We start from the raw sequence: 25,975 nt of genomic DNA on the forward strand, positions 1-25,975 counted from the left end.
GAAGATCCGGCTTACATCGACAACGTTAGAACTTGCCCATGAAATCGCGCTTGCCGATCTCGACGCCATTGTGGCGAAGCAGGTCATAAGCGGTGGTCACGTGGAAGAAGAACTGCGGCAAGGCGTAGCTCAGCAGGTACGCCTGGCCGTTCAGGCGGCGCTCTTTCTCGGTGCCGGGACGCAGCACGATTTCGATGCCTTCATTGCCATCGACCTGCTCGGGCTTGATGCTGCCGATGAATTCGAGCGTCTTGGCCAGCAGCGCCTGCAATTCGGCAAAGCTGGTTTCAGTGTCGTCATATTGCGGAATCTCGACACCTGCCAAACGCGCGGAGGCACCCTTGGCGAAGTCCACCGCGATCTGCACCTGACGGGTAAACGGCAGCATGTCCGGGAACAGACGAGCCTGCAGCAGCGCTGGCGGCTGGATTTTCTTCTCGGTTGCGTGGGCTTCAGCCTTGGTCAGAACGTCGCTCAACGCATTGAGCATTTGCTGGAAGACAGGAATCGAAGCGGCATACAGGGAAATAGACATGACATATCCTGATTGAGAAAGGCGCAATTATAGACCTGCCTGACGCGAAAGGCCGTCAGTCTTTTCGGCGCACGTGCGGATGCACTGGCAAAATGCTGCAACAGCTCATAGTCTGATCCACCGTCATTACTCAGGGAAGCGTCCATGTCCACCGAACCCTCTTCGACCGAAGTCCCCGACACCGCCGAGACCTTGCAGCTCACCAGTACCGAAGTACGCATTCTGGGCTGTCTGATCGAAAAGCAGGCGACCAATCCCGAGACCTACCCGCTGACCCTCAATGCATTGGTGCTGGCCTGCAACCAAAAGACCAGCCGCGACCCGGTCATGAACCTGACTCAGGGCCAGGTTGGACAGAGCCTGCGCGCACTGGAAGGCCAGGGCTTGACGCGGCTGGTGATGGGCAGCCGCGCCGACCGCTGGGAGCACAAGGTAGACAAAGGTCTGGAACTGGTGCCTGCGCAAGTCATCCTGACCGGGCTGCTGTTGTTGCGAGGCCCGCAGACCGTCAATGAGCTGCTCACCCGCAGCAATCGCATGCACGATTTCGAAGACGCCGAGCAGGTCGTTCATCAACTCGAGCGGCTGATCGCCAGAGGTCTGGCGACCTTGATACCGCGTCAGGCAGGCCAGCGCGAGGACCGTTACATGCACGCGCTGGGTAATCCCGAAGACCTGCAGGCGCTGCTCGCCCAGCGCCAGAACGCACCGGACCGCAGCACAGCCACTGGCGCGTCGAACGAGCGTATCGAAGAACTCGAAGCCCGCGTGGCCGCTCTCGAAGAACGGCTGGCCAGACTCGAACAGCACTGACAGGTCGGCGGATACACCAGTCCGCCTCAACCCTGATCGTGCCCATCGCTCTGCGTGGGCATGCCTCCCGTGACCCTCCGCGTCACAAATGGCACAGACTGCGGATTCAGTGAGTCGGACGCATGACGTGTTCAACGGCGCCACGTTCAAGAGCGGACGCGGAGCGTCCTGGGAGGCATTCCCACGCAGAGCGTAGGAACGATCAGAGTGGTCTCAAGCACGCCGATCATGCCCATGCACTCAAGTCTTACTGCACCACGGACTACTGTGGGAGGCGGCTTGCCGGCGATGCTTTTTCTGAAGCGACCTGTCAGTGACTGAACTGACGCCATCGCCGGCAAGCCGCCTCCCACAGGATATGCATTCATTCAGATACTTACGTTTTGGCTCCGTTTTGCGCGTCTTCCAGACTTGTGTATCACGATGAGGGCTCAGCCTCGGGCGAAGGCCGCCGCCTTTTGGTACTGCTCGTCGGTCGGGCGAACGCCGGTGTACAGCACAAACTGCTCCAACGCCTGAATCGCAGCCACCTCGTCTCCGCTGATGACCTTTTTACCGAGACGTCGGGCGGTCTGGAGCAACGGGGTGTCCGCAGGCGTGGCGACCACATCGAAAACCGTTTGCGCAGCACTGATAGCCGCCTCATCGAACGCCAGCTCGTCAGACTGCGGGCCGATCATGCCCAGTGGCGTGACGTTGACCAGCAGTGCAGGACGTTCATCGCCCAACCCGGACTGCCATCGAAAGCCGCAGGCTTGAGCCAGGCGTTTCCCGGCTTGCTCGTTGCGCGCCACAATCAAACCGTCGGTAAAACCTGCATCACGCAGCGCGAAGGCAACCGCCTTTGCCATGCCGCCACTGCCGCGCAGGGCAAACGGTGTATGCGGCACTGCGTGGCTTTGCATCAGTTGCGCGACAGCAATGTAATCGGTGTTGAAGGCTTTCAGATGGCCGTCGGTATTGACGATGGTGTTGATCGACTGGATCGCCGCGGCCGACGCATCCAGCTCGTCCACCAGCGCAATGCAGTCTTCCTTGAACGGCATGGAAACGGCGCTGCCACGGATGCCCAGCGCACGAATGCCTGCTACCGCGGCCTTCAAGTCATTGGGCGCGAAGGTCTTGTAGTAATAATTGAGGCCCAACTGTTCATAAAGATGGTTATGGAAACGCACGCCGAAGTTTCCCGGACGCGCCGCCATGGACATGCACAATAACGTGTCCCGGTTGGCAGTAATGGCCATGTTTTTCTCCCGAACGGTATTGGATTAAATCTGTACGCCAGGCGTACACTGCGCCTGGCTGACCCGAATGAAGTTGCCCGGCATTGCGGATCGGAAAACACCTTACATAAAATTTACTCAACGATTTCGCAGTTTTTTACAAATTCGATGTCTTAGAGTTATCCCGTGGCAGTGCTTGAGCTTAATGCAGGCCCGCGACAACGGGTTGAAAGCGAGGAACACTCATGATTCGTCAAATCCCCAAGATTGCCTTGTTTATAGGTGCGTTGGCCCTTGCAGGTCAGGCGAACGCCGATCATCGTGGCTGGGGTGGCCCAGCCGTGGTAGGTGCGCTGGTGGGCGCGGCCGTGGTGGGCGCAGCGGTATCTTCCAGCCGTGACAGAACGGTCTACGTCGAGCGTCAGCCGGTTTACTACCAGCCGCCCGTGCAGCAGGTCTATTACGCGCCGCCACCTCCGCCGCCAGTGGTCTACTACCAACCGGCGTATGAAGTTGTAGAGCGCTATCCGGCTCCGCCGCCACGCTACTACCGTCGTTATGACGGCCCGCCTCCAGGTTATTACCAGGGCTACGGCCCGCACGGTCGCTGGTAACGGCACAAAAAACCCGCCTTCATTGGCGGGTTTTTCATTTCTTGCGCACAGCCCTGCCCGGCACCGCAACGTGTTCAACCCTCGTTCCCGTCAATGACGACTATTGAGAGCGTCGATTTCTGCCTGCCGGGATCAGAACGTACAGTAGCCTCATGAACAGATGGAGGTCGCTATGAACAACGTTCAAATCATGTCGGTGGTAGGCAGCGCAGTCCCGGCTCCGCTCAGAGAGCGCGGTCTGCTGGCGTGCTGGTACCTGATTCAGGACGGTGAACCGGTCAGCGGCCCCTTCGCTTCCCTGCCCGTCGCCCAGGCTTTTTCCGAGGAACTGAAAGGCCGCGTCCTGCACAGCTGACGCCCTGCCCGGTAGCTCACCGTACGTCGTGCGTTGCTCCGCACTCTCCCTTGACCGCATCGTTTGATGCGGTTTTTTTATTGGGAAATATCAGCAATTACGGGGAACACGGCATAGCGCTGTTGCGCAGTAGACACCGGACCCACGAAAACTCGCTATTGAGCACGTCATGCGTTAACCGCCTGCTCGAACGTCATAATCACGTCCGCTCAGCCATTGCCGCATTCACCTGGCAGCGATGGGTCAGCTTCTGCAAGCGCTTTTCCAGTGCCATGAACACCACACGATCATTGCGACCGCTGTCCAGCTCGTCCATCAGGTCATTGGCTACCTGACGCAGTTCATAGGCCAGCACCACGCGGTCGTCGTTCAGGTCCTGTTTGTGGGACTCGAACAGGCGATGCAGAAAATCCTGCAGCGTGAACTTGAGGCTATGGCGGTCACTGGCGCGCAGATGCGCAAGATTCAGGTTGATGCGCCCGTGCAATTCACTCAATTCGCCGCACAGGTACTGCATGCGCCGCGCATAGCCTGTCTCGCGATCACGCAGCTGCTTGTTGGTCACAACCGCTTCCTGCCTGCGCTGGATGGCCGGGACGGCAATCGCGACCATCATGCCAACGATCAGGGCAATGGCCTGCATCCAGCCTGCCCAGTCCGAAGGACGGGTAAAAAAGCCGGCCAGCAACAGCAGCACGGCAACCAGTGATGCGGCGATTACCAGTACAACGTAATCCTTGCCGATAAACCCCTTGAGCATTACGCGACTCCTTGAATCCATGACCTTCGATGGCTGGGAATGCTAATCGGTGCAGGCTTGCAGCACCACGAATATTCAAGACGCAGAGCGTTTTGAACACTTTTCCTACTTAACCGCAACTTAACGAAGCGCTGTTTTCCGATTTTATTGACGAAACGCCCTACGACTCCCATCGACATAAGTGAAAGCCTACTCATAAAATGCCGGGTTCCAGCCTGTTCCTTTCTTTTACGTACCTTATCGAGTGAGCCTTGTTCTTGAAAATTCGTCTGTCTGTTCTGGGCCTATTATGTGTACTTACGGGTTCGGCATTTTCCACTTCCATCCTGGCAAACGAAACCGCCGCTCTCAATCGTGATCCCTCCAACCTGCACCTGGCCTCCGGCAGCGCCATGGTGATCGACCTGCAAACCGACAAGGTCCTGTATTCCAGTAACCCTGACGTGATCGTGCCCATCGCTTCTGTCACCAAATTGATGACCGCGATGGTAGTGCTGGATGCCAAACAATCAATGGACGAAGTCATCCCGGTCAATATTTCCCAGACACCGGAAATGAAGGGCGTGTTCTCCCGCGTCAAGCTGGGCAGCGAAATGAATCGCCGGGACATGCTGCTGATCACCCTGATGTCTTCGGAGAACCGCGCGGCTGCCAGTCTGGCGCACAGCTATCCGGGCGGCTATCCGGCCTTCATCCTGGCGATGAATGCCAAGGCCAAGGCGCTGGGCATGAAGCACACCGCCTACGTCGAACCCACCGGCCTGTCGGTCTACAACGTGTCGACCGCCCGTGACCTGACCAAGCTGGTCATGGCAGCGCGCAAATACCCGATGCTGAGCGAACTGAGCACCACCGAAACCAAGACAGTGACCTTCCGCAAACCGGCCTACAGCCTGGTGTTCAACAACACCGATCACCTGGTTCGCAAGGAAAACTGGGACATCAAGCTGACCAAGACCGGCTTCACCAATCAGGCCGGTCACTGCCTGGTGCTGTTGACGACCATGGCCAACCGCCCGGTGTCAGTGGTCATTCTCGATGCGTTCGGCAAGTACACGCACTTTGCCGACGCCAGCCGCCTGCGCAAGTGGATGGAAACCGGCCAGAGTGGTCCGGCGCCGGAAGTGGCGTTGCAGTACAAGAAAGAAAAGAATCTGGTCATGAAACAGACCGGGATTCAGGCTCGGGACTGATCGAACCGGGTTAAAAAAACGGCCGCGATGTGCAGACATCGCGGCCGTTTTGCTTACAACGCGGACAATCAGTTGTACTGAGTCACCAGCTTGGTGTTCAAGTACGCCTCAATGGCCTCGGTGCCGCCTTCAGAGCCATAACCGGAATCCTTGATCCCGCCGAACGGGACTTCCGGCAAGCCGATGCCCTGATGGTTGATCGACAGCATGCCCGCTTCGATGTAAGTGCTGAGCGCCTGGGCAGTCTTCATCGACGTGGTGAACGCGTAGGACGCCAGACCGAAAGGCACCCGGTTGGACTCGGCGATCGCCTCTTCCACGGTGTCGAACGGCACCAGCAGCGCGACGGGGCCAAATGGCTCTTCGTTCATGATGCGCATGGCCGGAGTCAGACCACTCAATACGGTCGGCTGAAAGAAGTAGCCCGGCCCTTCCACTGCCTTGCCACCCGTTGACAGGGTTGCACCGCTCTTCACGGCGTCTTCGATCAGGTCCACCAGCGCAGGGATGCGGCGGTCATTGGCAACCGGCCCCATGGTAGTGCCGCTCTCCAGACCGTTGCCGACCTTGATTTCCTGCGTCAGGCCGACAAACTTCTCGGTGAACGCCGCCAGCACCTTGCGCTGCACCAGAATGCGCGTTGGCGAGACACAGACCTGACCGGCGTTACGGAACTTGGCGGTGGCCAGCACCCGAGCGGCAAGATCAATATCAGCGTCATCAAAGACCAGCGCAGGCGCGTGGCCGCCCAGTTCCATGGTCGCACGCTTCATGTGCTTGCCTGCCAATGCCGCAAGCTGTTTGCCGACAGGCGTGGAACCGGTGAAGGTCACTTTGCGGATCACGGGGTGCGGGATCAGGTAGCTGGAGATTTCTGCAGGGTCGCCATACACCAGCCCGATCACACCGGCTGGCACGCCAGCGTCCGCGAAGGCGCGGATCAACTCGGCAGGCGAGCCCGGGGTTTCTTCGGGTGCCTTGACGATGATCGAGCAACCGGCAGCCAGCGCCGACGACAGCTTGCGTACCACCTGGTTGATCGGGAAGTTCCAGGGCGTGAACGCCGCCACCGGACCGACCGGCTCCTTGACGACCTTCTGTTCGATGTTCACGCCACGTGACGGCACGATGCGGCCGTAGCTGCGGCGACCCTCTTCAGCCAGCCAGTCGATCATGTCAGCGGCAGACAGGGTCTCCATGCGCGCTTCAGCCAGCGGCTTGCCCTGCTCCTGCGTCATGATGCGAGCGATAGCGTCGGCACGCTCACGGACCAGATTCGCGGCTTTCTGCATGATCTTGTAACGGTCGTAGGCCGAGGTATTACGCCAAGTGGTGAAGCCTTTCTCGGCGGCAACCAGTGCCTCGTCCAGATCGGTAATGCCTGCATGGGCGACGGTACCGAGTGAATCCCCGGTGGCGGGATTGATCACTGAAATCGTGCGGCCATCACGGCTGGCGCGCCATTGGCCGTCTATATAAAGCTGTACATCAGGATACATGGCAACTCTCCATGGGTCGTTGCGAGGAGCGTGAGGTGCGCGCTCGAAAAATACTGAAACGAATTTAGGGGTGTATACCCCTAATGGTCAAGCGACTTCGCGAGGTCGCCGACCATCGTGTTCATTTTCAGCCTGCCTGACCCAATGGCAATAAAGTGTGAAAGGCTGAAAAAAACCATAAAAAAAGCCCGCGATTCAGGCAGCGTTCATGATGACGCTGCCCTCGCGGGCGATCTGAAAAGCCGTTAAAGAATCGGCTTGCCGCCGGTCACACCGTAGCGTGTGCCCGAGATGTAGCTCGCTTCGTCCGAAGCCAGCAACACGTAGATCGGCGACACTTCCACTGGCTGACCCGGACGGCCCAGTGGCGTCTGGCCGCCAAAGCTCGAAGCTTCTTCTTCGGGCATGGTCGAGACGATCAACGGCGTCCAGATGGGACCCGGCGCTACGCTGTTCACGCGAATCCCTTTCTCGCCCAGCATTTGCGCAAGACCCGCGGTGAAGTTGGCAATCGCTCCCTTGGTCGTAGCGTAAGGCAGCAGCGTCGCCTTGGGCATGTCCGAGTTCACCGAGCTGGTGTTGATGATCGACCCACCACGCCCCATATGCGGCACTGCGGCCTTGCAGATGCGAAACATCGCCGTGATGTTTACATCGAAGGTCATTAGCCACTCTTCATCGCTGATTTCTTCCAGGGTTTCATGGCTCATCTGGAACGCAGCATTGTTGACCAGCACATCGATGCGACCGAACTCTTCGACGGTCTTGCTCACGATGTATTCGCACTGCTCTTTCTTTGCCAGATCGCCCGGCAATAACAGACACTTCCTGCCAGCTTCTTCGACCCAGCGCGCGGTCTCTTTGGCATCTTCGTGCTCGTCGAGATAGGAAATTGCAACCTGTGCGCCTTCACGGGCAAAGGCAATGGCCACAGCGCGACCGATGCCGCTGTCGGCACCGCTGATCAAGGCAATCTTGTCCTGCAGACGACCATGCCCGGTGTAGCTCTTCTCGCCACAATCGGGATACGGCTCCATCCTGCCCTGCTCACCCGGCACTTTCTGAGCCTGCTTGGGAAACGGTGGTTTTGGATAGCTTTCGAAATCTTTCATATTGGTCTCCTTGATTACGAAGCCCACACCGCCGCAGCGACGTGGGGCATCTGGTCAGGTGATGCAATCAGGCAGCGGGCTTGAGCACCACTTTGGTCCAGCCGTTGTCGCGGGCGTCGAAGTGCTGGTAGGCCTCAGGGCCTTCTTCCAGTTTCAGACGGTGGGAAATGATCTGCGACGGCGTGGCGCGTCCGTGGTGGATGAGTTCGGCAAGGCGACGGTTGTACGCCTTGACGTTGGCCTGACCGGTGCGGATCTGTTGGCCCTTGAACCAGAACGCGCCGAAGTCGAAGGCCATCTTGCCTTCCTTGGCCAGATCATTCTTGGCACCCGGATCCTGCGGGACGAATACGCCCACGACACCGATTCCGCCGGTAGGCTTGGTCGAAGCCACCAGGTTGTTCATCGTCAGGTGGTTGGCCTCATGCCCGTGGCGGTCACAGCACTGATAGCCGACGCACTCACAACCCCGGTCGGTGCCTTTGCCATTTGTCAGGTTGAGAATCTGCTCGACCGCTTCCTGCTCGACCGAGTTGATCGGCGTGGCGCCCATCTTCGCCGCCAGGGCAAGTCGATCCGGATGGTTGTCCACCACGAAGACCTGCGACGCGCCCTTGATCATGGCCGAGTGCGCGGCCATCAGGCCGACCGGGCCTGCGCCGTAGATCGCGACACTCTCGCCCGGCAGCAAGCCCGCCAGTTCAGTCGCGTGCCAACCGGTAGGAAAGATATCGGACAGCATGACGTAGTCGTCTTCCTTCTCGACAGCATCTTCCGGCAGCAAAAGGCAGTTGAAGTCTGCGTAAGGGACGCGCAGCAGTTCGGCCTGGCCGCCTGCGTAGTCACCCATGTCGGCAAAACCATAAGCCCCGCCAGCGCTGCCCGGATTAACGGTCAGACAGAAACCGGTCAGGCCTTTTTCACAGTTTTCGCAGAAGCCGCAGCCGATGTTGAACGGCAGGCAGACCCGGTCGCCAACCTTGATGCGGTCGACGCCGGCACCGACGGCGATCACTTCGCCGAGGTTTTCGTGACCGAAGATGCGCCCGGTCTCGAACGAGGTGCGGCCCTCATACATATGCAGATCGGAGCCGCAGATATTGGTGGTTGTCACTCTGACAAGAGCGTCGGTTGGCTTCTCGATCTTCGCGTCCGGCACGTTCTTGACACTGACATCGCGCGGCCCGTTATAGACGATGGCTTTCATGCTTGGCTCTCCTGAAGTGAAAAATAGGATGAGCGATTAATAGCTCACCGAATATCTGTCACGACATGAGGGCGCGTGTTCAAAGCGATGGCTCTGACACCTGACGAATGGTCATTTCCGGGCAACGCACTTTGCCAATTTGCCCGACCCGCCACCAGAAGAAGAAAAACGCTTGCACGAGCAATCTTATGGTATACCATCATACGAAATACAATAGTGCTCGTTCCGGGAGTCCTTCATGAGCTTTGAAATCCGCAAGATCGTCAATTACACCGAAGAAACCTTCATTGAAGGCGGCAAGGCCACCGACAAACCGGTGACCATGGTCGGGCTGGCGGTCGTGATCAAGAACCCGTGGCTGGGCAATGGTTTTGTCGAAGACCTGAAGCCCGAGATCCGCGCCAATTGCTCGGATCTGGGCGAACTGATGGTCAAACGTCTGACCGATGCCATCGGCGGCGCCGACAGGATCGAAGCCTATGGCAAAGCCGCCGTGGTTGGTGCAGACGGCGAAATCGAACATGCATCGGCGGTGATCCACACCCTGCGCTTCGGCAATCATTACCGCGAAGCGGTCAAGGCCAAGAGCTATCTGAGCTTCACCAACAAGCGTGGCGGACCAGGTACCTCCATCCAGATTCCGATGATGCACAAGGACGACGAAGGTCTGCGCTCGCACTACATCACCCTGGAAATGCACATCGAAGACTCGCCACGTGCCGACGAAATTGTCGTGGTGCTGGGCGCCGCCAACGGCGGACGTCTGCATCCGCGCATCGGCAACCGCTACATCGACCTGGAAGAACTGGCCGCTGAAAAAGCGCAGTGATCCCCTTCATCCAGTCTGCGCAGGAGCGATCCATGAATCAGCTCACCGCTGAATGCACCCCGGCGGGTACCAGTTATCTGGCCACCGGCCAAGGCCACCCCGTGGTGTTGATTCACGGGGTGGGCCTGAACAAGGAAATGTGGGGCGGCCAGATTGTCGGCCTGGCCCCGCATTACCAGGTCATTGCTTATGACATGCTGGGCCATGGTGCCAGCCCGCGGCCTGACCCGGACACCGGCCTGCCCGGTTATGCCGAACAGTTGCGCGAGCTGCTGGAGCATCTGGGCCTGCCGCAGGCGTCGGTCATCGGGTTCTCGATGGGCGGGCTGGTTGCACGGGCCTTCGCGCTGCATTTTCCAAAGCACCTGTCGGCCATGGTCATCCTCAACAGCGTGTTCAACCGCAGTCCGCAACAGCGCGCAGGAGTCATCGCTCGCACCAGTCAGGCCGCCGAGCACGGCCCGGACGCCAACGCGGCCGAAGCATTATCACGCTGGTTCAGTCGCGAGTATCAGGCGGCCAATCCGGCGCAGATCGCTGCCATTCGCCAGAATCTCGCGAGCAACGATCCGCAGGGCTACCTCACCACGTACAAGCTGTTTGCCACACAGGATATGTACCGCGCCGACGATCTGGGCGATATTCGCGCACCGACACTGATTGCCACCGGCGAGCTGGACCCAGGCTCCACGCCTGAAATGGCGAGGGAACTGGCCATGCGCATCAAGGGCGCGGAGGTCGCGATACTGCCTGACCAACGCCACATGATGCCGGTGGAATCGCCGCGCCTGGTCAATCAGGTGCTGCTGGACTTTCTCGACAAGTCGGCGCGTGTTCACAACTCGATAAAGGGGATCGTTGCATGAGCCTCACCCGTTTTCAGATGTGCATCGACGGCCTCTGGGTCGACGCACTTTCAGGCAAGACCTTCGACAGCCTCAACCCGGCATTGGCGCAGCCCTGGGCGCAGTTGCCCGACGCTGACGAAGCGGACGTGGAGCGCGCCGTGCAGGCCGCACAGAAAGCTTTCGAGAACCCGGCGTGGCGTGGTCTGACCGCGACCGCACGCGGCAAATTGCTGCGCAGGCTGGGCGATCTGATTGCCGAGAACAAGGAGCAACTGGCGCAACTGGAAAGCCGCGACAACGGCAAACTGATCCGTGAAACCCGTGGTCAAGTCAGCTATTTGCCCGAGTTCTTTCATTACACCGCAGGGCTGGCCGACAAGCTCGAAGGCGGTACCCTGCCCCTCGACAAGCCAGACCTGTTCGCCTACACCGTGCATGAACCGATGGGCGTAGTCGCTGGCATCATCCCGTGGAACAGCCCGCTGTACCTGACCGCCATCAAGCTCGCTCCGGCGCTGGCGGCGGGCAACACCATCGTGCTCAAGCCTTCCGAACACGCCTCCGCCACGGTACTGGAGCTGGCCCGTCTGGCGCTGGAAGCGGGGATTCCGCCGGGCGTCGTCAACGTCATCACCGGTTACGGTCCGACCACGGGCGCGGCCCTCACCCGCCATCCGCTGGTGCGCAAGATTGCTTTTACCGGCGGCGCTGCCACGGCGCGTCATGTGGTCCGAAGCAGTGCGGAAAATTTCGCCAAACTGTCGCTGGAACTGGGCGGCAAGTCTCCCAACATCATTTTTGCCGACGCCGATCTGGACAGCGCCATCAACGGCGCCGTTGCGGGCATCTACGCAGCATCGGGCCAGAGCTGCGTGTCCGGCTCGAGACTGCTGGTGCAGGACGAGATCTACGACGAATTTGTCGAGCGGCTGGTCGAACGCGCCCGCCGTATTCGCATCGGTAACCCGCAGGACGAAACGACCGAAATGGGTCCGATGGCCACCGCTCAACAATTGGCGGTGGTCGAAGGTCTGGTCGCTGATGCACTGGCCGAAGGCGCACGCTTGCGTCTGGGCGGCAAGCGGCCGGAACTGGCCAGCGACGGCTGGTTCTACGAGCCGACCCTGTTCGAATGCGACCGCAATTCGATGAAGATCATGCAGGAAGAAGTATTCGGTCCGGTGGCTTCCGTGATCCGTTTCAAGGACGAGGCCGAGGCGCTGGCGATTGCCAACGACTCACAGTTTGGCCTGGCTGCGGGCATCTGGACCCGCGACCTGGGACGCGCCCATCGTCTGGCGCGCGATATCCGCTCCGGGATCATCTGGGTCAACACGTACCGCGCCGTTTCGGCGATGGCCCCCATCGGAGGTTTCAAAAACAGCGGCTATGGTCGCGAGAGCGGGATAGACTCTGTGCTGGCCTACACCGAACTGAAAACGGTGTGGATCAACCTTTCGCAGGCGCCCATGCCTGATCCATTTGTAATGCGTTAACGAGGCCGCTGCGATGATCGAACCCGGTATTTATAAAGAAGTGATGGCGTCGTTTCCGTCAGGCGTCACCATCGTCACTGCGCTGGACCCGGAAGGCAATCTGGTAGGCATCACTGCCAGTGCGTTCAGTGCGTTGTCCATCGACCCGGCACTGGTGCTGTTCTGCCCCAACTACGCATCGGACACCTATCCTGTGCTGCGCGACGGCAAGAAATTCGCGATTCATCTGCTCTCGGCCGATCAACAGGCCGAAGCCTATGCCTTCGCCAGCAAAGGCAAGGAAAAGACCAAGGGCATCGAGTGGCACCTGAGCGATCTGGGCAACCCGCTGCTCAATAACGCTACTGCGATCATCGAGTGTGAGCTGTGGCGTGAATACGATGGCGGCGACCACGCGATCATCGTCGGCGCAGTGAAAAACCTGATCCTGCCGGCCACCCCTGTCACGCCGATGGTTTACCACCGCGGCAAGATGGGCGCCCTGCCCGCGCTGGTCTGACGCAGTCCTGTCGGTTTTGGTGGATGCGGGCAACAGCGTGATAAACTCGGCCGCGACCCGGTTTACAGCTCCGGGCCATGCAGCAGCCCGCTTGAATCGAGGGCTGCCGACATGAACGCGGCCAGTTCCAAAGGCCGTGTTTTTTATCTGACAGCCCCACTCCGAGCACACCCGATGAAACGCCTGCCACTCGACGACAACTTCAAGGTCAACCGCAACCCCGTTACCCTGCGCGAGATCGTGCTGGACAAATTGCGTAGCGCGATCATGAACTTCCAGCTGCTTCCGGGAGATCGTCTGGTCGAGCGTGACTTGTGTGATCGTCTGGGTGTGAGCCGTACCTCGGTACGCGAGGCGCTGCGTCACCTGGAGTCCGAAGGGCTGGTGGAGTTTGCCGATGCCAAGGGGCCGCGCGTTGCCATCATTACACTGGAAGACGCCTGCGACATCTACGAGCTGCGGTGTGTGCTGGAGGGGCTGATCGTCCAGTTGTTCACCCTGCGTGCCAAGCCCAAGGACATCAAGGCGCTGGAAAAAGCCCTTGAAGTGAACCGTAAGTCGCTCAAGGAAGGCGAGCTGCAACAAGTCATCGATTCGGTGCAGGGCTTCTACGACGTGCTGCTGGAAGGTTCGGGCAACCACGTCGCCGCCACCCAGCTGCGTCAGTTGCAGGCCCGTATCAGCTACTTGCGTGCCACTTCGGTCTCCCAGGAAAACCGTCGCGGCGCCAGCAACAAGGAAATGGAACTGATCGTCGAAGCCATCAAGAGCGGCGATCCGCTGGCCGCACATCAGGCCTCGGTGGATCACGTGCGCAACGCCGCCCGCGTCGCGCTCGAGTACCTCAAATCCAAGCAGGACGACGACGCCAAGGTCCGCGAGATCGTGGCGCCAGTGGCCCTGAAAGAACCCCGCATAGGTCGATGAAATGGCCCAACCGCGCTTCTGTCCCCAATGCGGCAGCGCTGATCTCGATCAGCGCATACCTTCAGGCGACACTCATGCGCGGTTGATATGCGGCAATTGTCAGTACATCCATTACGTTAATCCGAAAATCATCGCTGGCTGCATCATCGAGCAGGAAGGCAAGTACCTGCTGTGCCAGCGTGCGATTGCGCCCCGTCCCGGTACCTGGACCCTGCCAGCAGGCTTCATGGAAAGCGGCGAGACCACCGAACAGGCGGCGCTGCGCGAGGTGTGGGAAGAAAGCGGCGTACGCGGCGAAATCATCTCGCCCTACTCGATCTTCAGCGTGCCGCAGATCAGCGAGGTGTACATCATCTTCCGCGCCATCGCGCTGGAAATCACTGGCCAGTTCGGCCCCGAGACGCTGGATTACAAGTTCTTCGCCCCCGAAGAGATTCCGTGGGACAGCATCTACTACCCCGCCATCCGCCAGATCCTGGAGCGTTATATCGAAGAACGCCAGGCCGGGGTGTATGGCCTCTACATCGGCAATGATGATACCGGGAAGGTGCATTTCATTCGGTAAGGGTGGTGAGTCTGACCCAACATCGCTGGACGCGGAGCGTCCGTAGAGGCATTCCCACTAGAGATGCACCAGATCACTGACCACTGCTTACTTCACCGCAACCGCGCCATGGTCAGCGCATCGACCATCATTCCGTCACGTATCGCGTACTGACGCAGCCGCCCTTCTGTCTCGAAGCTGAACTTCTGATACAGGCCAATGGCAGCCTCGTTGTCGGCATAAACCGTCAGCTCGACCCTGCGCAGGTTCATCCAGTTATCGGCGACGTCCAGCACGGCAGCCAGCAGCTTCGACCCAACCCCCTTGCGGTGCCATTCGGGGGTCACGACCATGCCGATGCTACCAATGTGGGTCTGGCGAATACGTGTGTATTGGTCAAGACCTATATGACCGATCACCTCATTGCCGTGCACGGCCACCAGTTTTATCTGCCGCTCATTGCTCGCAGCCAGACGTTTGCGCCAGACCTCGACCGACTGGTACGGCATCTGCAATACCTGGCGGCAAACAGCCGGATCGTTATAAAGCGCGGCAAGGCTTTCAAGGTGTGTTTCAGCCAGGCACTGGATGACGATACTGGAAGCGGGAGCATGCACTGTGTTTAGTCCACTAATACAGGGGCGCTCAGTCTAGATGCCATGACCCGCCTCTGACCAGCCCTCGCCAGCGCCCTACTCCATCCCTTCAACAATCACGATCTCCGCCTTCGATGCGCCCTTTCGATGGCTCATGGCTTCCTGATACTCGGGTGATCTATAGCAGGCAACTGCCTGTTCGTACGACTCGAATTCAATCACCACAGTGCGTTGCGGCGTCGCTCGTCCTTCAAGCGCTTCGGACCGACCTCCGCGAGCCATGAATTTGCCACCAAATAACGCGAAAGCGGCTGGCGCGCGCTGGGTATATTCGCTGTACTGCTGAGGGTCGGTCACGTCAACGTGTGCAATCCAATAAGCCTTCATCGTGATCTCACTGTTTCAATGATAGGGAATCTGTGAAATATTCTGTCTTATGGTATACCACAATAACTCATCCATAACACCGGGATCCGACCATGGCATTCGATCGCATCGAAGACATCATTGAAGACTATCGTCAGGGGAAGATGGTCCTGTTCGTCGATGACGAGGACCGCGAAAATGAAGGCGACCTGTTGCTGGCTGCAGATTGCTGCTCGCCCGAGGCCATCAGTTTCATGGCCCGTGAGGCACGAGGACTGATTTGCCTGACCCTGACCGATGAGCATTGTCAGCGTCTGGGCCTTGAGCAGATGGTGCCCAGTAACGGCAGCGTGTTCTCCACCGCATTCACGGTTTCCATTGAGGCGGCCACGGGCGTGACGACCGGCATCAGCGCTGCAGATCGAGCACGTACCGTTCAGGCCGCCGTCAATCCGCAGGCGGTTCCGGAAGACCTCGTGCAACCGGGCCACATCTTCCCGCTGCGGGCCCGCGAGGGCGGCGTGCTGACCCGCGCCGGGCATACCGAAGCCGGTTGTGACCTGGCACGGCTCGCCGGTTTCACGCCCGCCTCGGTCATTGTCGAAGTCATGAACGATGACGGCACCATGGCCCGGCGTCCCGATCTGGAGCGCTTCGCCGAGAAGCATGGCATCCGTATCGGCACCATCGCCGACCTGATCCATTACCGGCTGAGTACCGAACACACCATCGTCAGAATCGGCGAACGTGAGCTGCCTACCGTGCACGGCACCTTCCGCCTGTTCACTTATGAAGACCGCATCGAAGGCGGCGTGCACATGGCCATGGTCATGGGTGATGTGCGCCGCGACGAACCCACGCTGGTGCGAGTGCATGTGGTCGATCCATTGCGTGATCTGGTCGGCGCCGAATACACCGGGCCTGCCAACTGGACGCTCTGGGCTGCATTACAGAAGGTTGCCGAAGAAGGTCGCGGGATCGTCGTGGTGCTCGCCAATCATGAGTCATCGCAAGCCTTGCTGGAGCGAATTCCACACCTCACCCAGCCGCCACGTCAGTACACCCGCTCACAGTCGCGCATCTATTCGGAAGTCGGCACCGGCGCGCAGATATTGCAGGACCTGGGCGTCGGCAAACTGCGCCACCTCGGCCCGCCACTGAAGTACGCAGGCCTGACTGGCTACGATCTGGAAGTGGTTGAAAGCATTCCATTTCCAGGCTGAACGCTTGATCTGACAACAGGACAATTGCTGATCGGCACTGCCCGAACGGCCTGCAAACGCTGGGTTTCAAGCAGATAAAACGACAGGTCGATAGCCACACAGAGGCAAAATACTTGCACAAAGTTTGGAATACCATAATATGACATTCCACAGCCGCAACGATTTGTCAGGCGCCTCCGGCACGGGGACAGCATCAATAAAAAGCTTCTGACAGTGACTGGTTTCAAAGGCCCATTGGACCTACTGCTCCCGATTATGCGGGCATGAAATGCCCGCTCAAAACACAACAAATGAGGGCGTGAAAATGGTGTTGAACAAACGTGCAACGGCGGCTCTGATGGCCGGTGTGTTGGCTTTCTCGAGCGTTGCTGCCATGGCCGCCGACAGCGTCAACTTCGTCAGTTGGGGTGGCTCGACGCAGGACGCCCAGAAGCAGGCGTGGGCGGTTCCCTTCGCCAAGGCCAGCGGTATCACCGTCGTGCAGGACGGACCGACCGACTACGGCAAACTCAAGGCCATGGTCGAAAGCGGCAACGTGCAGTGGGACGTGGTCGACGTCGAAGCGGACTTCGCCCTGCGTGCCGCCGCCGAGGGCCTGCTGGAACCTCTGGACTTCAACACCATCAAGCGTGATCGCATCGATCCCCGCTTCGCTTCGGACAATGGCGTCGGCTCGTTCTTCTTCTCGTTCGTGCTGGGCTATAACGAAGACAAGCTGGGCAGCAAAAAGCCCGTCGACTGGACCGCCATGTTCGACACCAAGACCTACCCCGGCAAACGCGCGCTGTACAAATGGCCAAGCCCCGGCGTACTCGAACTCGCCCTGCTGGCTGACGGTGTAGCCGCCGACAAGCTCTATCCGCTGGACCTGGATCGCGCCTTCAAGAAACTCGACACCATCAAGAAAGACATCGTCTGGTGGGGCGGCGGCGCGCAGTCCCAGCAGTTGCTGGCGTCCGGCGAGGCTTCGATGGGCCAGATGTGGAACGGCCGCGTGTACGCCCTGCAACAGGACGGCGCTCCGGTTGGCGTGAGCTGGAAGCAGAACCTGGTCATGGCCGACTTTCTGGTCGTCCCAAAAGGTGCCAAAAACAAGGACGCAGCGATGAAGTTCATCGCCGAAGCCACCAGCGCCAGAGGCCAGGCCGACTTCTCCAACCTGAGCGCCTACGCCCCGGTGAACCTGGACAGCGTGCCGCGCCTTGACTCGACCCTGGCGAAGAATCTGCCAACGGCTTACGGCGCAGACCAAATCACTCTCGACTTCGCATACTGGGCCAAGAACGGTCCGGACATTGCGACACGGTGGAACGAATGGCTGGTCAAGTAAAAATGACGGCTGTCGTGTCCGGTCAACCCCATCCGTCCGGGGGTGCTTCGAGCACCACCGGCGCGGTTTCAGGCAAGGCGACGAACATGCAGCCAACCCCTTCTCTGGCACAACGCTGGCGCGGCAGTCGTAACCTGATACCCGCGCTGTTGTTTCTGGGACTGTTCTTCTTTGCACCCTTGATCGGCCTGCTGCTGCGTGGCGTGCTCGAACCCGTTCCGGGTTTGGGCAACTATGAGCAACTGTTTGCCAACTCGGCTTATTCGCGGGTACTGATCAATACCTTCTCGGTCGCAGGCCTGGTGACACTGTTCAGCCTGTTGCTGGGTTTTCCACTGGCCTGGGTGATCACCCTGGTGCCACGCGGCTGGGGACGCTGGATCTTCAATATCGTGCTGCTGTCGATGTGGACCAGCCTGCTGGCCCGAACCTATTCGTGGCTGGTGCTGTTGCAGGCCTCGGGCGTCATCAACAAGGCACTGATGGCCATGGGTATCATCGATCAACCGCTGGAGATGGTGCACAACCTGACCGGCGTGGTGATCGGCATGAGCTACATCATGATCCCGTTCATTGTCCTGCCGCTGCAGGCAACCATGCAGGCCATTGACCCGATGGTGTTGCAGGCCGGTTCCATTTGCGGCGCCAGTCCATGGACCAACTTCTTCCGGGTATTTCTGCCGCTGTGCCGTCCGGGTCTGTTTTCCGGCGGTCTGATGGTGTTCGTGATGTCGCTGGGTTACTACGTCACCCCTGCCTTGCTGGGCGGCGCGCAAAACATGATGCTGCCTGAATTCATCGTCCAGCAGGTGCAGTCGTTCCTCAACTGGGGGCTGGCGAGCGCCGCCGCTGCGTTGCTGATCGTGATCACCCTGGTGCTGTTCTACTTCTATCTCAAGCTCCAGCCGGAATCTCCGGTCGGCGCCAGCAACGGGAGGTAAGCCGCCATGCTCCTGACACCCAATGCCATGAGCCTTCGCCTGCGGTCGGGGCTGTACCTGACCACCGGGCTGATTGCGCTGTTCCTGTTGCTGCCGATCCTGTTCATCGTGCTGCTGTCATTCGGCTCGTCCCAGTGGCTGGTGTTCCCGCCGCCGGGCTGGACGTTCAAGTGGTATCAGCAGTTCTTTTCCAACCCGGAATGGATGGATGCGGCGATGTCGAGCTTCAAGGTCGCCATCCTCACAACCATCAGTGCGGTAGCGCTGGGCCTGCCGACCGCGTTTGCGCTGGTGCGTGGCAGGTTTCCCGGTCGCGACCTGCTGTACGGCGTCTTTACTCTGCCGATGATCGTGCCGCTGGTGATCATCGCGGTGGCGGTCTACGCGCTGTTCCTCAAGCTCGGCTACACCGGCACGCTGTTTTCGTTCGTGGTCAGTCATGTGATCGTCGCGCTGCCGTTCACCATCATTTCCATCATCAACTCGCTGAAGCTGTTCGATCAGTCGATTGAAGACGCGGCCGTGATCTGTGGCGCGTCACGCCTGCAAGCGATTTACAAGGTCACCTTTCCCGGCATTCGTCCCGGCATGATGGCTGGTGCGCTGTTTGCATTTCTGGTCTCGTGGGACGAAGTGGTGCTGAGCGTGATGATGGCCAGCCCGACCCTGCAAACCCTTCCCGTCAAAATGTGGACCACGCTGCGTCAGGACCTGACCCCGGTCATCGCCGTCGCCTCGACACTGCTGATTGCCCTGTCGGTGTTGGTCATGTTCATCGCCGCGACCCTGCGTCGCCGCAACGAAGCCAGGAGTACCTCATGAGTGCCGTGATCAAAGACACCGCGCAACACGATCAGAAGACCCTGGTCAGCCTGTGCAACCTCAACAAGCATTACGGCGATTTCGCGGCCGTCGATAATATTTCTCTGGATATCCAGAACGGCGAATTCCTGACCTTCCTGGGCTCCAGCGGCTCGGGCAAGAGCACCACGCTATCGATGCTGGCCGGTTTTGAAACCCCAAGCTCCGGCGAGATTCTGGTGGAGGGCAAGTCGCTGGTTAACGTGCCGCCGCACAAGCGCGACATCGGTATGGTGTTCCAACGCTACTCGCTGTTTCCGCACTTGAGTGTGCGCGACAACATTGCCTTCCCGCTGGCCATTCGCAAGCTGCCTGCAGCCGAACGGGAACAGCGTGTCGACGCCATGCTCAAGCTGGTGCAGCTCGAAGCCTTCGCCCATCGCCGCCCTTCTCAGCTGTCCGGAGGCCAACAACAGCGCGTTGCGATTGCCAGAGCGCTGGTCTACGAACCACGCATCCTGCTGATGGACGAACCGCTCGGCGCACTGGACAAGAAACTGCGAGAAGACCTGCAGGACGAATTGCGTCAACTGCATCGGCGTCTGGGCATCACCATCGTCTACGTGACCCATGACCAGGAAGAAGCCATGCGCCTGTCTCAGCGCATCGCGATTTTCAGTCACGGCAAGATTGTCGGTCTGGGCAGTGGTTACGACCTGTACCAGAACCCGCCGAACGCCTTTGTCGCCTCGTTTCTGGGCAACTCCAACTTCCTCAGGCTCAAGGCTCAGGGTAATGCCGTTGCAACGTTCGAAGGCAGCCCGCTGGCGATCCGCATCACCAACGGTTTGAAGACCGATCAGGACGTGCTGGCGATGATCCGGCCAGAAAAGGCGCAGGCCCTGAGCCTGCAACAGGCGGCGGCCACTGCGCTTGAGCCGGGCTGGAACGAGGTGAATGCCACGGTGACCGAAGTACTGTTTCTGGGTGAAAGCCAGACCTGTTCGGTGGTGACGGCTGGCGGCACCGCCATGACGGTCAAGGCGCTGTCGGCCACCGGCATGCCGATGCAGGCAGGCGATGCGGTGAAAGTGCGCTGGGCGGCGGCGGATGCCTGTATCTACACCGAATGGACAGACAGCGACCTGAACAAGGCTGCCGGGGCGCATTGATCTGTTTTGGACTGACCGGTCGTTCTGGATTACGCATCATCTGTTGAAGAACGTAACACCTGTGCGAGGCGCCACCACGTCTTCGGCGTAGCGCTGCCGCGCATCAAACTCAGTGGGAGCGGACTTGTCCGCGAAAAGGCCAGTACATCCGCCGAATATTCATCGCCTGAAATACAGTATTCGCGGACAAACGGAACGCCGCCCGGTCCGCTCCCACAAAATCGCGCTCCTTCAGTGGTTTACGGGTTGTTTGATAAGAGGCGGCTTGCCGGCGATGCAGTCAACGCGGTATTTCAGGAAAATCGCGTCATCGTTCATCGCCGGCAAGCCGCCTCCCACAGTCCGAAATCAAGATGACGCTGCCAACTACTGCTCATCCACCCCGACCTGACCCTGCGCCAGAAACTCACGCAGAAACTCCACCGTGACCCGCACCTTGGCCGAGCGCATCAGTGGCGAGGTGTACACCGCCCAGATGTCCGCCTCCTGACGATAATCTGCCAGCACCTGAACCAGCCGCCCCTCGGCCAGATCATCGCGCACGTCCCACAGTGAGCGCAGTAACACGCCTCTCCCATCAAGGCACCATTGCCGGGCGATCTCGCCGTGGTTGGTCGACAGACTGCCGGTGACCTTGACCGTTTCAGCGCCCTGCGGCCCGTTCAAGTGCCAGATACCGAATGGCCGGTCACGCTCCTTGATGACCAGACAGTCATGGTTGGCCAGTTCTGACAGGCTCATGGGGGCGCCGCGCTGGGCAAGATAGGCCGGGCTGGCACATAACACCCGCCAGTTGCTCGCCAGATGCCGAGCCCGCAGGTGCGGCGCTATTTCGTTGCCGACTCGAATATCCAGATCGACGCCCTCCTCGATCAGATCGATCAACCGGTCCTGAATGTCCAGACGGATGTCCAGCTTCGGGTAGCGCGCCGCCAGTTCCGACAGCGCCGGAGCCACGAACCGGCGACCGAAACCCTGGCTGCTGACCACACGCAGCAGGCCACTGGGCTCGTCGTGCAGCGCCGCAACCTCGTCGCCCATTTGCTGCACCGACTCCAGAATGCCCTTGGCCCATTCGTAGACCCGCTCGCCGTCCTCGGTGATCGACACCTGACGCGTCGAGCGGTGCAGCAGCACAACGCCCATGCCCTGCTCCAACAGGCGAATGCGCTTGCTCACGTAAGCCGCAGACATGCTCAGTTCGTTCGCCGCGCCCACAAAGCTGGAGCGTCGCGCAACGTGGACGAACACATTCAGGTCATCGAGGCTGGGGTAATTATTCACGAACCGTGTTCCTTGAATGCATTGAGCGGCTGATTATCTTTGTTTCGTGTGCTTATAGCATAAGCAACCTGAGCAACCCATCCACAGAGAGAGCCTCGCCATGAATAATAAGAAACTGCGCATCGCGGCCATCGCCGGAGACGGGATCGGCCAGGAAGTGCTGCCCGAAGGTGTACGGGTCGTCCAGGCCGCTGCCGCTCGCCATGGCATCGAACTGGAGTTCGAATACTTCGAGTGGGCCAGCTGCGACTATTACCTTGAGCACGGCAAGATGATGCCGGACGACTGGTTCGAACAGCTCAAAGGCTTCGATTCGATTTTCTTCGGTGCCGTGGGTTGGCCCGACAAGGTGCCAGACCACATTTCGCTGTGGGGCTCGCTGCTCAAGTTTCGCCGTGAGTTCGACCAGTACGCCAACATCCGCCCGGTACGGTTGTTTCCCGGCGTGCCCTGCCCGCTGGCCAACCGCGAGCCCGGCGATATCGACTTCATCGTGATACGGGAAAACACCGAGGGCGAATACTCGTCCCTGGGCGGCATCATGTTCGAAAACACCGAAAACGAATTCGTCCTGCAGGAGTCGGTGTTCACCCGCCGTGGCGTCGACCGCATTCTCAAGTACGCCTTCGAACTGGCCAGCAAACGTGAACGCAAACACGTGACATCGGCGACCAAATCCAACGGGATGGCAATCAGCATGCCTTACTGGGACAAACGTACCGAGGCGATGGCCAGTCAATATCCTGGGATCAGTTGGGACCGGCAGCACATCGACATCCTGTGTGCACGCTTCGTGCTGCAACCGGAACGCTTCGACGTGGTCGTGGCGTCCAACCTGTTCGGCGATATTCTCAGCGACCTTGGACCGGCCTGTGCAGGCACCATCGGCATCGCACCGTCGGCCAACCTCAACCCGGAACGCAATTTTCCGTCCCTGTTCGAGCCGGTCCACGGGTCGGCTCCGGACATCTTCGGCAAGAACATCGCCAACCCGATTGCCATGATCTGGTCGGGCGCATTGATGCTGGAGTTTCTGGGTCAGGGTGACGAGCGATTCACCGCAGCACACGACGAGATTGTCGGTGCCATCGAGCAGGTCATCGCCAGCGGAAATATCACTCCGGATCTGGGCGGCAAATGCTCGACGCAGGACGTGGGTCAAGCGATCGCCGCCAGGCTTTCGAAGGCGTAAACCGGCGAGTCGCTCAAGCCGTCTTGAGCGACTCGCCCTGCGCCTGAACCAGTTCGATAAAGCGCGTCAGACTGCGTGACTCCGTGCCACGGCGCCAGATCAGCCAGGTCTGCAGGTAACGGAAGGCTTCCGACAGCGGCCAGATACTGACCGTGCTGCAACCGGGCATGCTTTCCAGCATGCTGCGGGGCATCAGCGCCAGACCCGCGCCAGCGCTGACGCAGGCCAGCATGCCGTGGTAGGACTCCATCTCGTGGATCTTGCCCGGCACGGCAGCGTCATCGGTGAACCAGCGCTCGAAATGATGCCGGTACGAACAGTTGGCGCGAAAGGCATAGATACTTTCCCCGCTCACGTCCCGTCCACGGGTCACCGGCGCGTGCTGCAGCGGTGCGATCACCACCATTTCCTCTTCGAATACGGGTATGCCTTCCAGTGACGGGTGCAATACCGGGCCGTCTACGAACGCCGCAACCAGTCGACCTGCAAGCACCCCGTCGATCATGGTGCCGGAGGGGCCAGTGCTCAGGTCCAGCTCGACCTTGGTGTACTGCTGGTTATAAGCCGCCAGCAACGCCGGAATCCGCACCGCCGCCGTGCTTTCCAGCGAGCCGAGTGCAAACGGACCCTGCGGCTCCTCGCCAGACACTGACAACCGCGCCTCCTGAACCAGATCAAGAATACGCCGCGTGTAGTCGAGAAAATTCCAGCCGGCAGGCGACAGCCGCAACCGGAGCTTTTCACGAATAAACAGCTCAACGCCCAGGTCCTGTTCCAGTTGCTTGATGCGCGTGGTCAGGTTGGAAGGCACCCGATGGATATGCTGCGCAGCCGCACTGATGCTGCCGTGCTCGGCAACTGCCTTGAAGATCTCCAGCTGGACCAGATCCACACCATTCTCCAAACGTGAAAGATATGCTCAATATTATTCAGTTTCGCAGAGCATGTCACGGACTTATTCTGGTTTCATTCCCCACCTGAACAGGATGGCGCCATGACTGCTATTTCCAGCAAGACCCATGCAATTTCGACCAATCCCGCCACGGGCGAACAGATCGGTCATTACCCGTTTGCCTCCGATGCGGAGCTTGAAAACAGCCTTGCCCACGCTGCGGCGAGCTTTTCGGTCTGGAAGCGCAAAACCATCGACGAGCGTGCACAGCTGATCATTGCGCTGGGCAAGACCTTGCGTGAAGACGCGAATGCCATCGCGCAGATGATCAGCCAGGAGATGGGCAAGCCCATCAAACAGGCGCTGGGCGAAGTCGAGAAATGTGCCCAATTGTGCGACTGGTACGCAGCGCAAGGCCCCGCAATGCTGGCGGCCGAGCCGACTCTGGTTGAAAACGACAAGGCACGCATCGAGTACCGCCCACTCGGCCCGATTCTCGCGGTCATGCCGTGGAACTTCCCGATCTGGCAAGTCCTGCGCGGCGCGGTGCCGACGTTGCTGGCCGGTAATACCTATGTGCTCAAACACGCCCCCAATGTGATGGGCTGCGCTTACTTGATGCTCGACGCGTTCAAGCGCGCCGGTTTTCCCGACGGTGTGTTCGAGGTGATCAACGCGACTCAGGATGGCGTCTCCAGGGCCATTGCCGATCCGCGGATCGCCGCAGTCACGCTGACCGGCAGCGTGCGTGCAGGCCAGGCCATCGGTGCGCAAGCGGGTGCCGCGCTCAAGAAGAGCGTACTGGAACTCGGCGGCTCCGATCCGTTCATCGTGCTCAATGACGCGGATCTGGATCAGGCCGTGAAAGCTGCGGTCATCGGCCGTTTCCAGAATACCGGGCAGGTATGTGCAGCGGCCAAGCGTCTGATCATCGAAGACGGTGTGGTCGAGGAATTCACCCGCCGGTTCGTTGAGGAAACACGCAAGCTAGTGATCGGCGACCCGTTGTCGGCCGAGACCTATATCGGTCCGATGGCGCGCTTCGACCTGCGTGACGAGCTGGACGCACAGGTTCAGGCCACGTTGGCCGAAGGGGCGACACTGCTGTTGGGCGGCGAACGGATTACAGGTCAGGGCAATTTCTATGCGCCGACAGTGCTCGGTGATGTCACCGACCAGATGACGTCGTTCAAGCAGGAGCTATTCGGCCCGGTCGCCTCGATCATCACCGCCCGCGACGCCCGGCATGCGCTTGAATTGGCCAACGACAGCGACTTCGGCCTGACCGCCACCGTTTACACCCGCAATCTGGAACTGGCCGAACAACTGGCGGACGAGCTGGACACCGGCGGCGTGTTCATCAACGGCTACAGCGCCTCGGACCCGCGCGTGACCTTTGGCGGCGTCAAGAAAAGCGGCTACGGACGTGAACTCTCGCACTTTGGCGTACGCGAATTCACCAATGCCCAGACCGTATGGCGGGATCGTCATTGAAGGGGTTGTTGAACACGCATCTGCGTCGGCGCATGTAGCGGACGCGGAGCGTCCTGAGCGGCATTCCCACGCGGAGCGTAGGAACGATCATTCAGTATGAGATTGATGATCGTGCCCATCGCTCCGCGTGGGCACGCCTCCCGTGACGCTCCGCGTCACAAATGGCACAGACTCAGGACTCAGTGAGCCGAGCGCCCGGCTCAGGTCACCTTTTCGCCCCTCGGCGACTC

The 25,975-nt window shown here is 59.7% G+C and carries 27 protein-coding genes; 17 read left to right on the plus strand and 10 right to left on the minus strand.

From position 1 onward, the window contains the following. Positions 1-25 precede the first annotated feature (25 nt). Entirely contained in the window at positions 26-535 is a 510-nt protein-coding gene (locus QRN20_RS16205; RefSeq protein WP_004884851.1) for a DUF1993 domain-containing protein, read from the minus strand. 144 nt (positions 536-679) lie between these two features. Between QRN20_RS16205 and QRN20_RS16210 the strand changes: the two genes are divergently transcribed. Next, the gene (locus tag QRN20_RS16210; protein ID WP_122435171.1) at positions 680-1,348 is read left to right on the plus strand and encodes a YceH family protein; all 669 of its coding nucleotides are present in this window, start codon (positions 680-682) and stop codon (positions 1,346-1,348) included. A gap of 431 nt (positions 1,349-1,779) precedes the next feature. Here the strand turns inward: QRN20_RS16210 and QRN20_RS16215 are convergent, their stop codons facing one another. Then, the gene (locus QRN20_RS16215; protein ID WP_122435172.1) at positions 1,780-2,592 is read right to left on the minus strand and encodes a shikimate 5-dehydrogenase; all 813 of its coding nucleotides are present in this window, start codon (positions 2,590-2,592) and stop codon (positions 1,780-1,782) included. Between the two features lie 224 nt (positions 2,593-2,816). Between QRN20_RS16215 and QRN20_RS16220 the strand changes: the two genes are divergently transcribed. Further along, complete coding sequence (locus tag QRN20_RS16220) at positions 2,817-3,185, plus strand: hypothetical protein (protein ID WP_004884836.1); 369 nt, start codon at positions 2,817-2,819, stop codon at positions 3,183-3,185. Between the two features lie 172 nt (positions 3,186-3,357). Beyond that, positions 3,358-3,540 carry a hypothetical protein gene (locus QRN20_RS16225; protein ID WP_025993962.1) on the plus strand — a complete coding sequence of 61 codons (183 nt, stop codon included), beginning with the start codon at positions 3,358-3,360 and terminating at the stop codon, positions 3,538-3,540. Positions 3,541-3,739: 199 nt separating this feature from the next. Here the strand turns inward: QRN20_RS16225 and QRN20_RS16230 are convergent, their stop codons facing one another. After that, positions 3,740-4,300 (minus strand): hypothetical protein, encoded by a 561-nt coding sequence (locus QRN20_RS16230; RefSeq protein ID WP_122500488.1) that lies wholly within the window; start codon positions 4,298-4,300, stop codon positions 3,740-3,742. A gap of 251 nt (positions 4,301-4,551) precedes the next feature. Here QRN20_RS16230 and pbpG point away from each other — a divergent pair, with 251 nt between their 5' ends. Then, on the plus strand, positions 4,552-5,493 hold the full coding sequence (gene pbpG / locus QRN20_RS16235) for a D-alanyl-D-alanine endopeptidase (protein WP_004884830.1): 942 nt from the start codon (positions 4,552-4,554) through the stop codon (positions 5,491-5,493). Positions 5,494-5,561: 68 nt separating this feature from the next. Here pbpG and QRN20_RS16240 read toward each other — a convergent pair whose 3' ends face one another. The 3 genes from QRN20_RS16240 to QRN20_RS16250 form a co-directional block, all read right to left on the minus strand. Continuing rightward, positions 5,562-6,992 carry an NAD-dependent succinate-semialdehyde dehydrogenase gene (locus QRN20_RS16240; protein ID WP_122407185.1) on the minus strand — a complete coding sequence of 477 codons (1,431 nt, stop codon included), beginning with the start codon at positions 6,990-6,992 and terminating at the stop codon, positions 5,562-5,564. Between the two features lie 245 nt (positions 6,993-7,237). Further along, positions 7,238-8,104, minus strand: a complete 867-nt coding sequence (locus QRN20_RS16245; RefSeq protein WP_029242145.1) for an SDR family oxidoreductase — start codon at positions 8,102-8,104, stop codon at positions 7,238-7,240. Between the two features lie 67 nt (positions 8,105-8,171). Next, the gene (locus QRN20_RS16250) at positions 8,172-9,311 is read right to left on the minus strand and encodes a glutathione-independent formaldehyde dehydrogenase (RefSeq protein WP_004884825.1); all 1,140 of its coding nucleotides are present in this window, start codon (positions 9,309-9,311) and stop codon (positions 8,172-8,174) included. A gap of 238 nt (positions 9,312-9,549) precedes the next feature. Here QRN20_RS16250 and QRN20_RS16255 point away from each other — a divergent pair, with 238 nt between their 5' ends. The 6 genes from QRN20_RS16255 (at position 9,550) to QRN20_RS16280 (ending at position 14,475) form a co-directional block, all read left to right on the plus strand. After that, the gene (locus QRN20_RS16255; RefSeq protein ID WP_004884822.1) at positions 9,550-10,140 is read left to right on the plus strand and encodes an amino acid synthesis family protein; all 591 of its coding nucleotides are present in this window, start codon (positions 9,550-9,552) and stop codon (positions 10,138-10,140) included. 32 nt (positions 10,141-10,172) lie between these two features. After that, the gene (locus tag QRN20_RS16260; RefSeq protein ID WP_122428509.1) at positions 10,173-11,006 is read left to right on the plus strand and encodes an alpha/beta fold hydrolase; all 834 of its coding nucleotides are present in this window, start codon (positions 10,173-10,175) and stop codon (positions 11,004-11,006) included. Next, the gene (locus tag QRN20_RS16265) at positions 11,003-12,484 is read left to right on the plus strand and encodes an aldehyde dehydrogenase (protein WP_088235152.1); all 1,482 of its coding nucleotides are present in this window, start codon (positions 11,003-11,005) and stop codon (positions 12,482-12,484) included. Before QRN20_RS16260 ends, QRN20_RS16265 begins: the two co-directional genes overlap by 4 nt. Positions 12,485-12,497: 13 nt before the next feature. Continuing rightward, positions 12,498-12,983, plus strand: coding sequence for a flavin reductase family protein (locus QRN20_RS16270; protein WP_004884818.1), 486 nt, complete (start codon positions 12,498-12,500; stop codon positions 12,981-12,983). Positions 12,984-13,157: 174 nt separating this feature from the next. Continuing rightward, positions 13,158-13,910: a GntR family transcriptional regulator gene (locus tag QRN20_RS16275; RefSeq protein ID WP_004884817.1), complete on the plus strand. Its 753-nt coding sequence runs from the start codon at positions 13,158-13,160 to the stop codon at positions 13,908-13,910. A 1-nt stretch (position 13,911) separates the two neighbouring features. Then, positions 13,912-14,475: an NUDIX hydrolase gene (locus QRN20_RS16280; RefSeq protein ID WP_088235151.1), complete on the plus strand. Its 564-nt coding sequence runs from the start codon at positions 13,912-13,914 to the stop codon at positions 14,473-14,475. 92 nt (positions 14,476-14,567) lie between these two features. Here QRN20_RS16280 and QRN20_RS16285 read toward each other — a convergent pair whose 3' ends face one another. Then, positions 14,568-15,071, minus strand: a complete 504-nt coding sequence (locus QRN20_RS16285) for a GNAT family N-acetyltransferase (protein ID WP_088235150.1) — start codon at positions 15,069-15,071, stop codon at positions 14,568-14,570. Between the two features lie 75 nt (positions 15,072-15,146). Then, a complete protein-coding gene (locus tag QRN20_RS16290; protein WP_004884812.1) occupies positions 15,147-15,437 on the minus strand; it encodes a DUF1330 domain-containing protein in 291 nt (96 codons plus the stop codon). A gap of 92 nt (positions 15,438-15,529) precedes the next feature. On the opposite strand from QRN20_RS16290, the gene ribBA reads away from it, so the two are divergent. The 5 genes from ribBA to QRN20_RS16315 all read left to right on the plus strand — a co-directional run bounded on the left by ribBA (position 15,530) and on the right by QRN20_RS16315 (position 20,883). After that, on the plus strand, positions 15,530-16,639 hold the full coding sequence (gene ribBA, locus QRN20_RS16295) for a bifunctional 3,4-dihydroxy-2-butanone-4-phosphate synthase/GTP cyclohydrolase II (RefSeq protein WP_088235149.1): 1,110 nt from the start codon (positions 15,530-15,532) through the stop codon (positions 16,637-16,639). A 304-nt stretch (positions 16,640-16,943) separates the two neighbouring features. Continuing rightward, complete coding sequence (locus QRN20_RS16300; RefSeq protein ID WP_004884808.1) at positions 16,944-17,969, plus strand: ABC transporter substrate-binding protein; 1,026 nt, start codon at positions 16,944-16,946, stop codon at positions 17,967-17,969. After that, the gene (locus tag QRN20_RS16305; protein ID WP_122412857.1) at positions 17,954-18,910 is read left to right on the plus strand and encodes an ABC transporter permease; all 957 of its coding nucleotides are present in this window, start codon (positions 17,954-17,956) and stop codon (positions 18,908-18,910) included. Before QRN20_RS16300 ends, QRN20_RS16305 begins: the two co-directional genes overlap by 16 nt. A gap of 6 nt (positions 18,911-18,916) precedes the next feature. Next, on the plus strand, positions 18,917-19,732 hold the full coding sequence (locus tag QRN20_RS16310; RefSeq protein WP_029242141.1) for an ABC transporter permease: 816 nt from the start codon (positions 18,917-18,919) through the stop codon (positions 19,730-19,732). Continuing rightward, complete coding sequence (locus tag QRN20_RS16315; RefSeq protein WP_122412858.1) at positions 19,729-20,883, plus strand: ABC transporter ATP-binding protein; 1,155 nt, start codon at positions 19,729-19,731, stop codon at positions 20,881-20,883. Before QRN20_RS16310 ends, QRN20_RS16315 begins: the two co-directional genes overlap by 4 nt. Positions 20,884-21,249: 366 nt before the next feature. On the opposite strand, the gene QRN20_RS16320 is transcribed toward QRN20_RS16315, so the two are convergent. After that, complete coding sequence (locus QRN20_RS16320) at positions 21,250-22,167, minus strand: LysR substrate-binding domain-containing protein (protein ID WP_058431301.1); 918 nt, start codon at positions 22,165-22,167, stop codon at positions 21,250-21,252. Positions 22,168-22,267: 100 nt separating this feature from the next. Here QRN20_RS16320 and QRN20_RS16325 point away from each other — a divergent pair, with 100 nt between their 5' ends. After that, positions 22,268-23,359, plus strand: a complete 1,092-nt coding sequence (locus QRN20_RS16325) for a tartrate dehydrogenase (RefSeq protein ID WP_122588162.1) — start codon at positions 22,268-22,270, stop codon at positions 23,357-23,359. Positions 23,360-23,372: 13 nt separating this feature from the next. Here QRN20_RS16325 and ptrR read toward each other — a convergent pair whose 3' ends face one another. Next, a complete protein-coding gene (gene ptrR, locus QRN20_RS16330) occupies positions 23,373-24,251 on the minus strand; it encodes a putrescine utilization regulator PtrR (protein WP_029241571.1) in 879 nt (292 codons plus the stop codon). Positions 24,252-24,353: 102 nt separating this feature from the next. Between ptrR and QRN20_RS16335 the strand changes: the two genes are divergently transcribed. Further along, complete coding sequence (locus QRN20_RS16335; RefSeq protein ID WP_122588163.1) at positions 24,354-25,745, plus strand: aldehyde dehydrogenase family protein; 1,392 nt, start codon at positions 24,354-24,356, stop codon at positions 25,743-25,745. Positions 25,746-25,975: the final 230 nt, after the last annotated feature.

Source organism: Pseudomonas sp. fls2-241-TYG-175 (assembly GCF_030209155.1).
GTDB lineage: Bacteria > Pseudomonadota > Gammaproteobacteria > Pseudomonadales > Pseudomonadaceae > Aquipseudomonas > Aquipseudomonas viridiflava.

What these genes read in the sequence shown, in the direction of transcription:
- QRN20_RS16205 (WP_004884851.1), bottom strand. Translation starts at nt 535, where the DNA reads ATGTCTATTTCCCTGTATGCCGCTTCGATTCCTGTCTTCCAGCAAATG.
- QRN20_RS16210 (WP_122435171.1), top strand. Translation starts at nt 680, where the DNA reads ATGTCCACCGAACCCTCTTCGACCGAAGTCCCCGACACCGCCGAGACC.
- QRN20_RS16215 (WP_122435172.1), bottom strand. Translation starts at nt 2,592, where the DNA reads ATGGCCATTACTGCCAACCGGGACACGTTATTGTGCATGTCCATGGCG.
- QRN20_RS16220 (WP_004884836.1), top strand. Translation starts at nt 2,817, where the DNA reads ATGATTCGTCAAATCCCCAAGATTGCCTTGTTTATAGGTGCGTTGGCC.
- QRN20_RS16225 (WP_025993962.1), top strand. Translation starts at nt 3,358, where the DNA reads ATGAACAACGTTCAAATCATGTCGGTGGTAGGCAGCGCAGTCCCGGCT.
- QRN20_RS16230 (WP_122500488.1), bottom strand. Translation starts at nt 4,300, where the DNA reads ATGCTCAAGGGGTTTATCGGCAAGGATTACGTTGTACTGGTAATCGCC.
- QRN20_RS16240 (WP_122407185.1), bottom strand. Translation starts at nt 6,992, where the DNA reads ATGTATCCTGATGTACAGCTTTATATAGACGGCCAATGGCGCGCCAGC.
- QRN20_RS16245 (WP_029242145.1), bottom strand. Translation starts at nt 8,104, where the DNA reads ATGAAAGATTTCGAAAGCTATCCAAAACCACCGTTTCCCAAGCAGGCT.
- QRN20_RS16250 (WP_004884825.1), bottom strand. Translation starts at nt 9,311, where the DNA reads ATGAAAGCCATCGTCTATAACGGGCCGCGCGATGTCAGTGTCAAGAAC.
- QRN20_RS16255 (WP_004884822.1), top strand. Translation starts at nt 9,550, where the DNA reads ATGAGCTTTGAAATCCGCAAGATCGTCAATTACACCGAAGAAACCTTC.
- QRN20_RS16260 (WP_122428509.1), top strand. Translation starts at nt 10,173, where the DNA reads ATGAATCAGCTCACCGCTGAATGCACCCCGGCGGGTACCAGTTATCTG.
- QRN20_RS16265 (WP_088235152.1), top strand. Translation starts at nt 11,003, where the DNA reads ATGAGCCTCACCCGTTTTCAGATGTGCATCGACGGCCTCTGGGTCGAC.
- QRN20_RS16270 (WP_004884818.1), top strand. Translation starts at nt 12,498, where the DNA reads ATGATCGAACCCGGTATTTATAAAGAAGTGATGGCGTCGTTTCCGTCA.
- QRN20_RS16275 (WP_004884817.1), top strand. Translation starts at nt 13,158, where the DNA reads ATGAAACGCCTGCCACTCGACGACAACTTCAAGGTCAACCGCAACCCC.
- QRN20_RS16280 (WP_088235151.1), top strand. Translation starts at nt 13,912, where the DNA reads ATGGCCCAACCGCGCTTCTGTCCCCAATGCGGCAGCGCTGATCTCGAT.
- QRN20_RS16290 (WP_004884812.1), bottom strand. Translation starts at nt 15,437, where the DNA reads ATGAAGGCTTATTGGATTGCACACGTTGACGTGACCGACCCTCAGCAG.
- ribBA (WP_088235149.1), top strand. Translation starts at nt 15,530, where the DNA reads ATGGCATTCGATCGCATCGAAGACATCATTGAAGACTATCGTCAGGGG.
- QRN20_RS16300 (WP_004884808.1), top strand. Translation starts at nt 16,944, where the DNA reads ATGGTGTTGAACAAACGTGCAACGGCGGCTCTGATGGCCGGTGTGTTG.
- QRN20_RS16305 (WP_122412857.1), top strand. Translation starts at nt 17,954, where the DNA reads ATGGCTGGTCAAGTAAAAATGACGGCTGTCGTGTCCGGTCAACCCCAT.
- QRN20_RS16310 (WP_029242141.1), top strand. Translation starts at nt 18,917, where the DNA reads ATGCTCCTGACACCCAATGCCATGAGCCTTCGCCTGCGGTCGGGGCTG.
- QRN20_RS16315 (WP_122412858.1), top strand. Translation starts at nt 19,729, where the DNA reads ATGAGTGCCGTGATCAAAGACACCGCGCAACACGATCAGAAGACCCTG.
- QRN20_RS16325 (WP_122588162.1), top strand. Translation starts at nt 22,268, where the DNA reads ATGAATAATAAGAAACTGCGCATCGCGGCCATCGCCGGAGACGGGATC.
- QRN20_RS16335 (WP_122588163.1), top strand. Translation starts at nt 24,354, where the DNA reads ATGACTGCTATTTCCAGCAAGACCCATGCAATTTCGACCAATCCCGCC.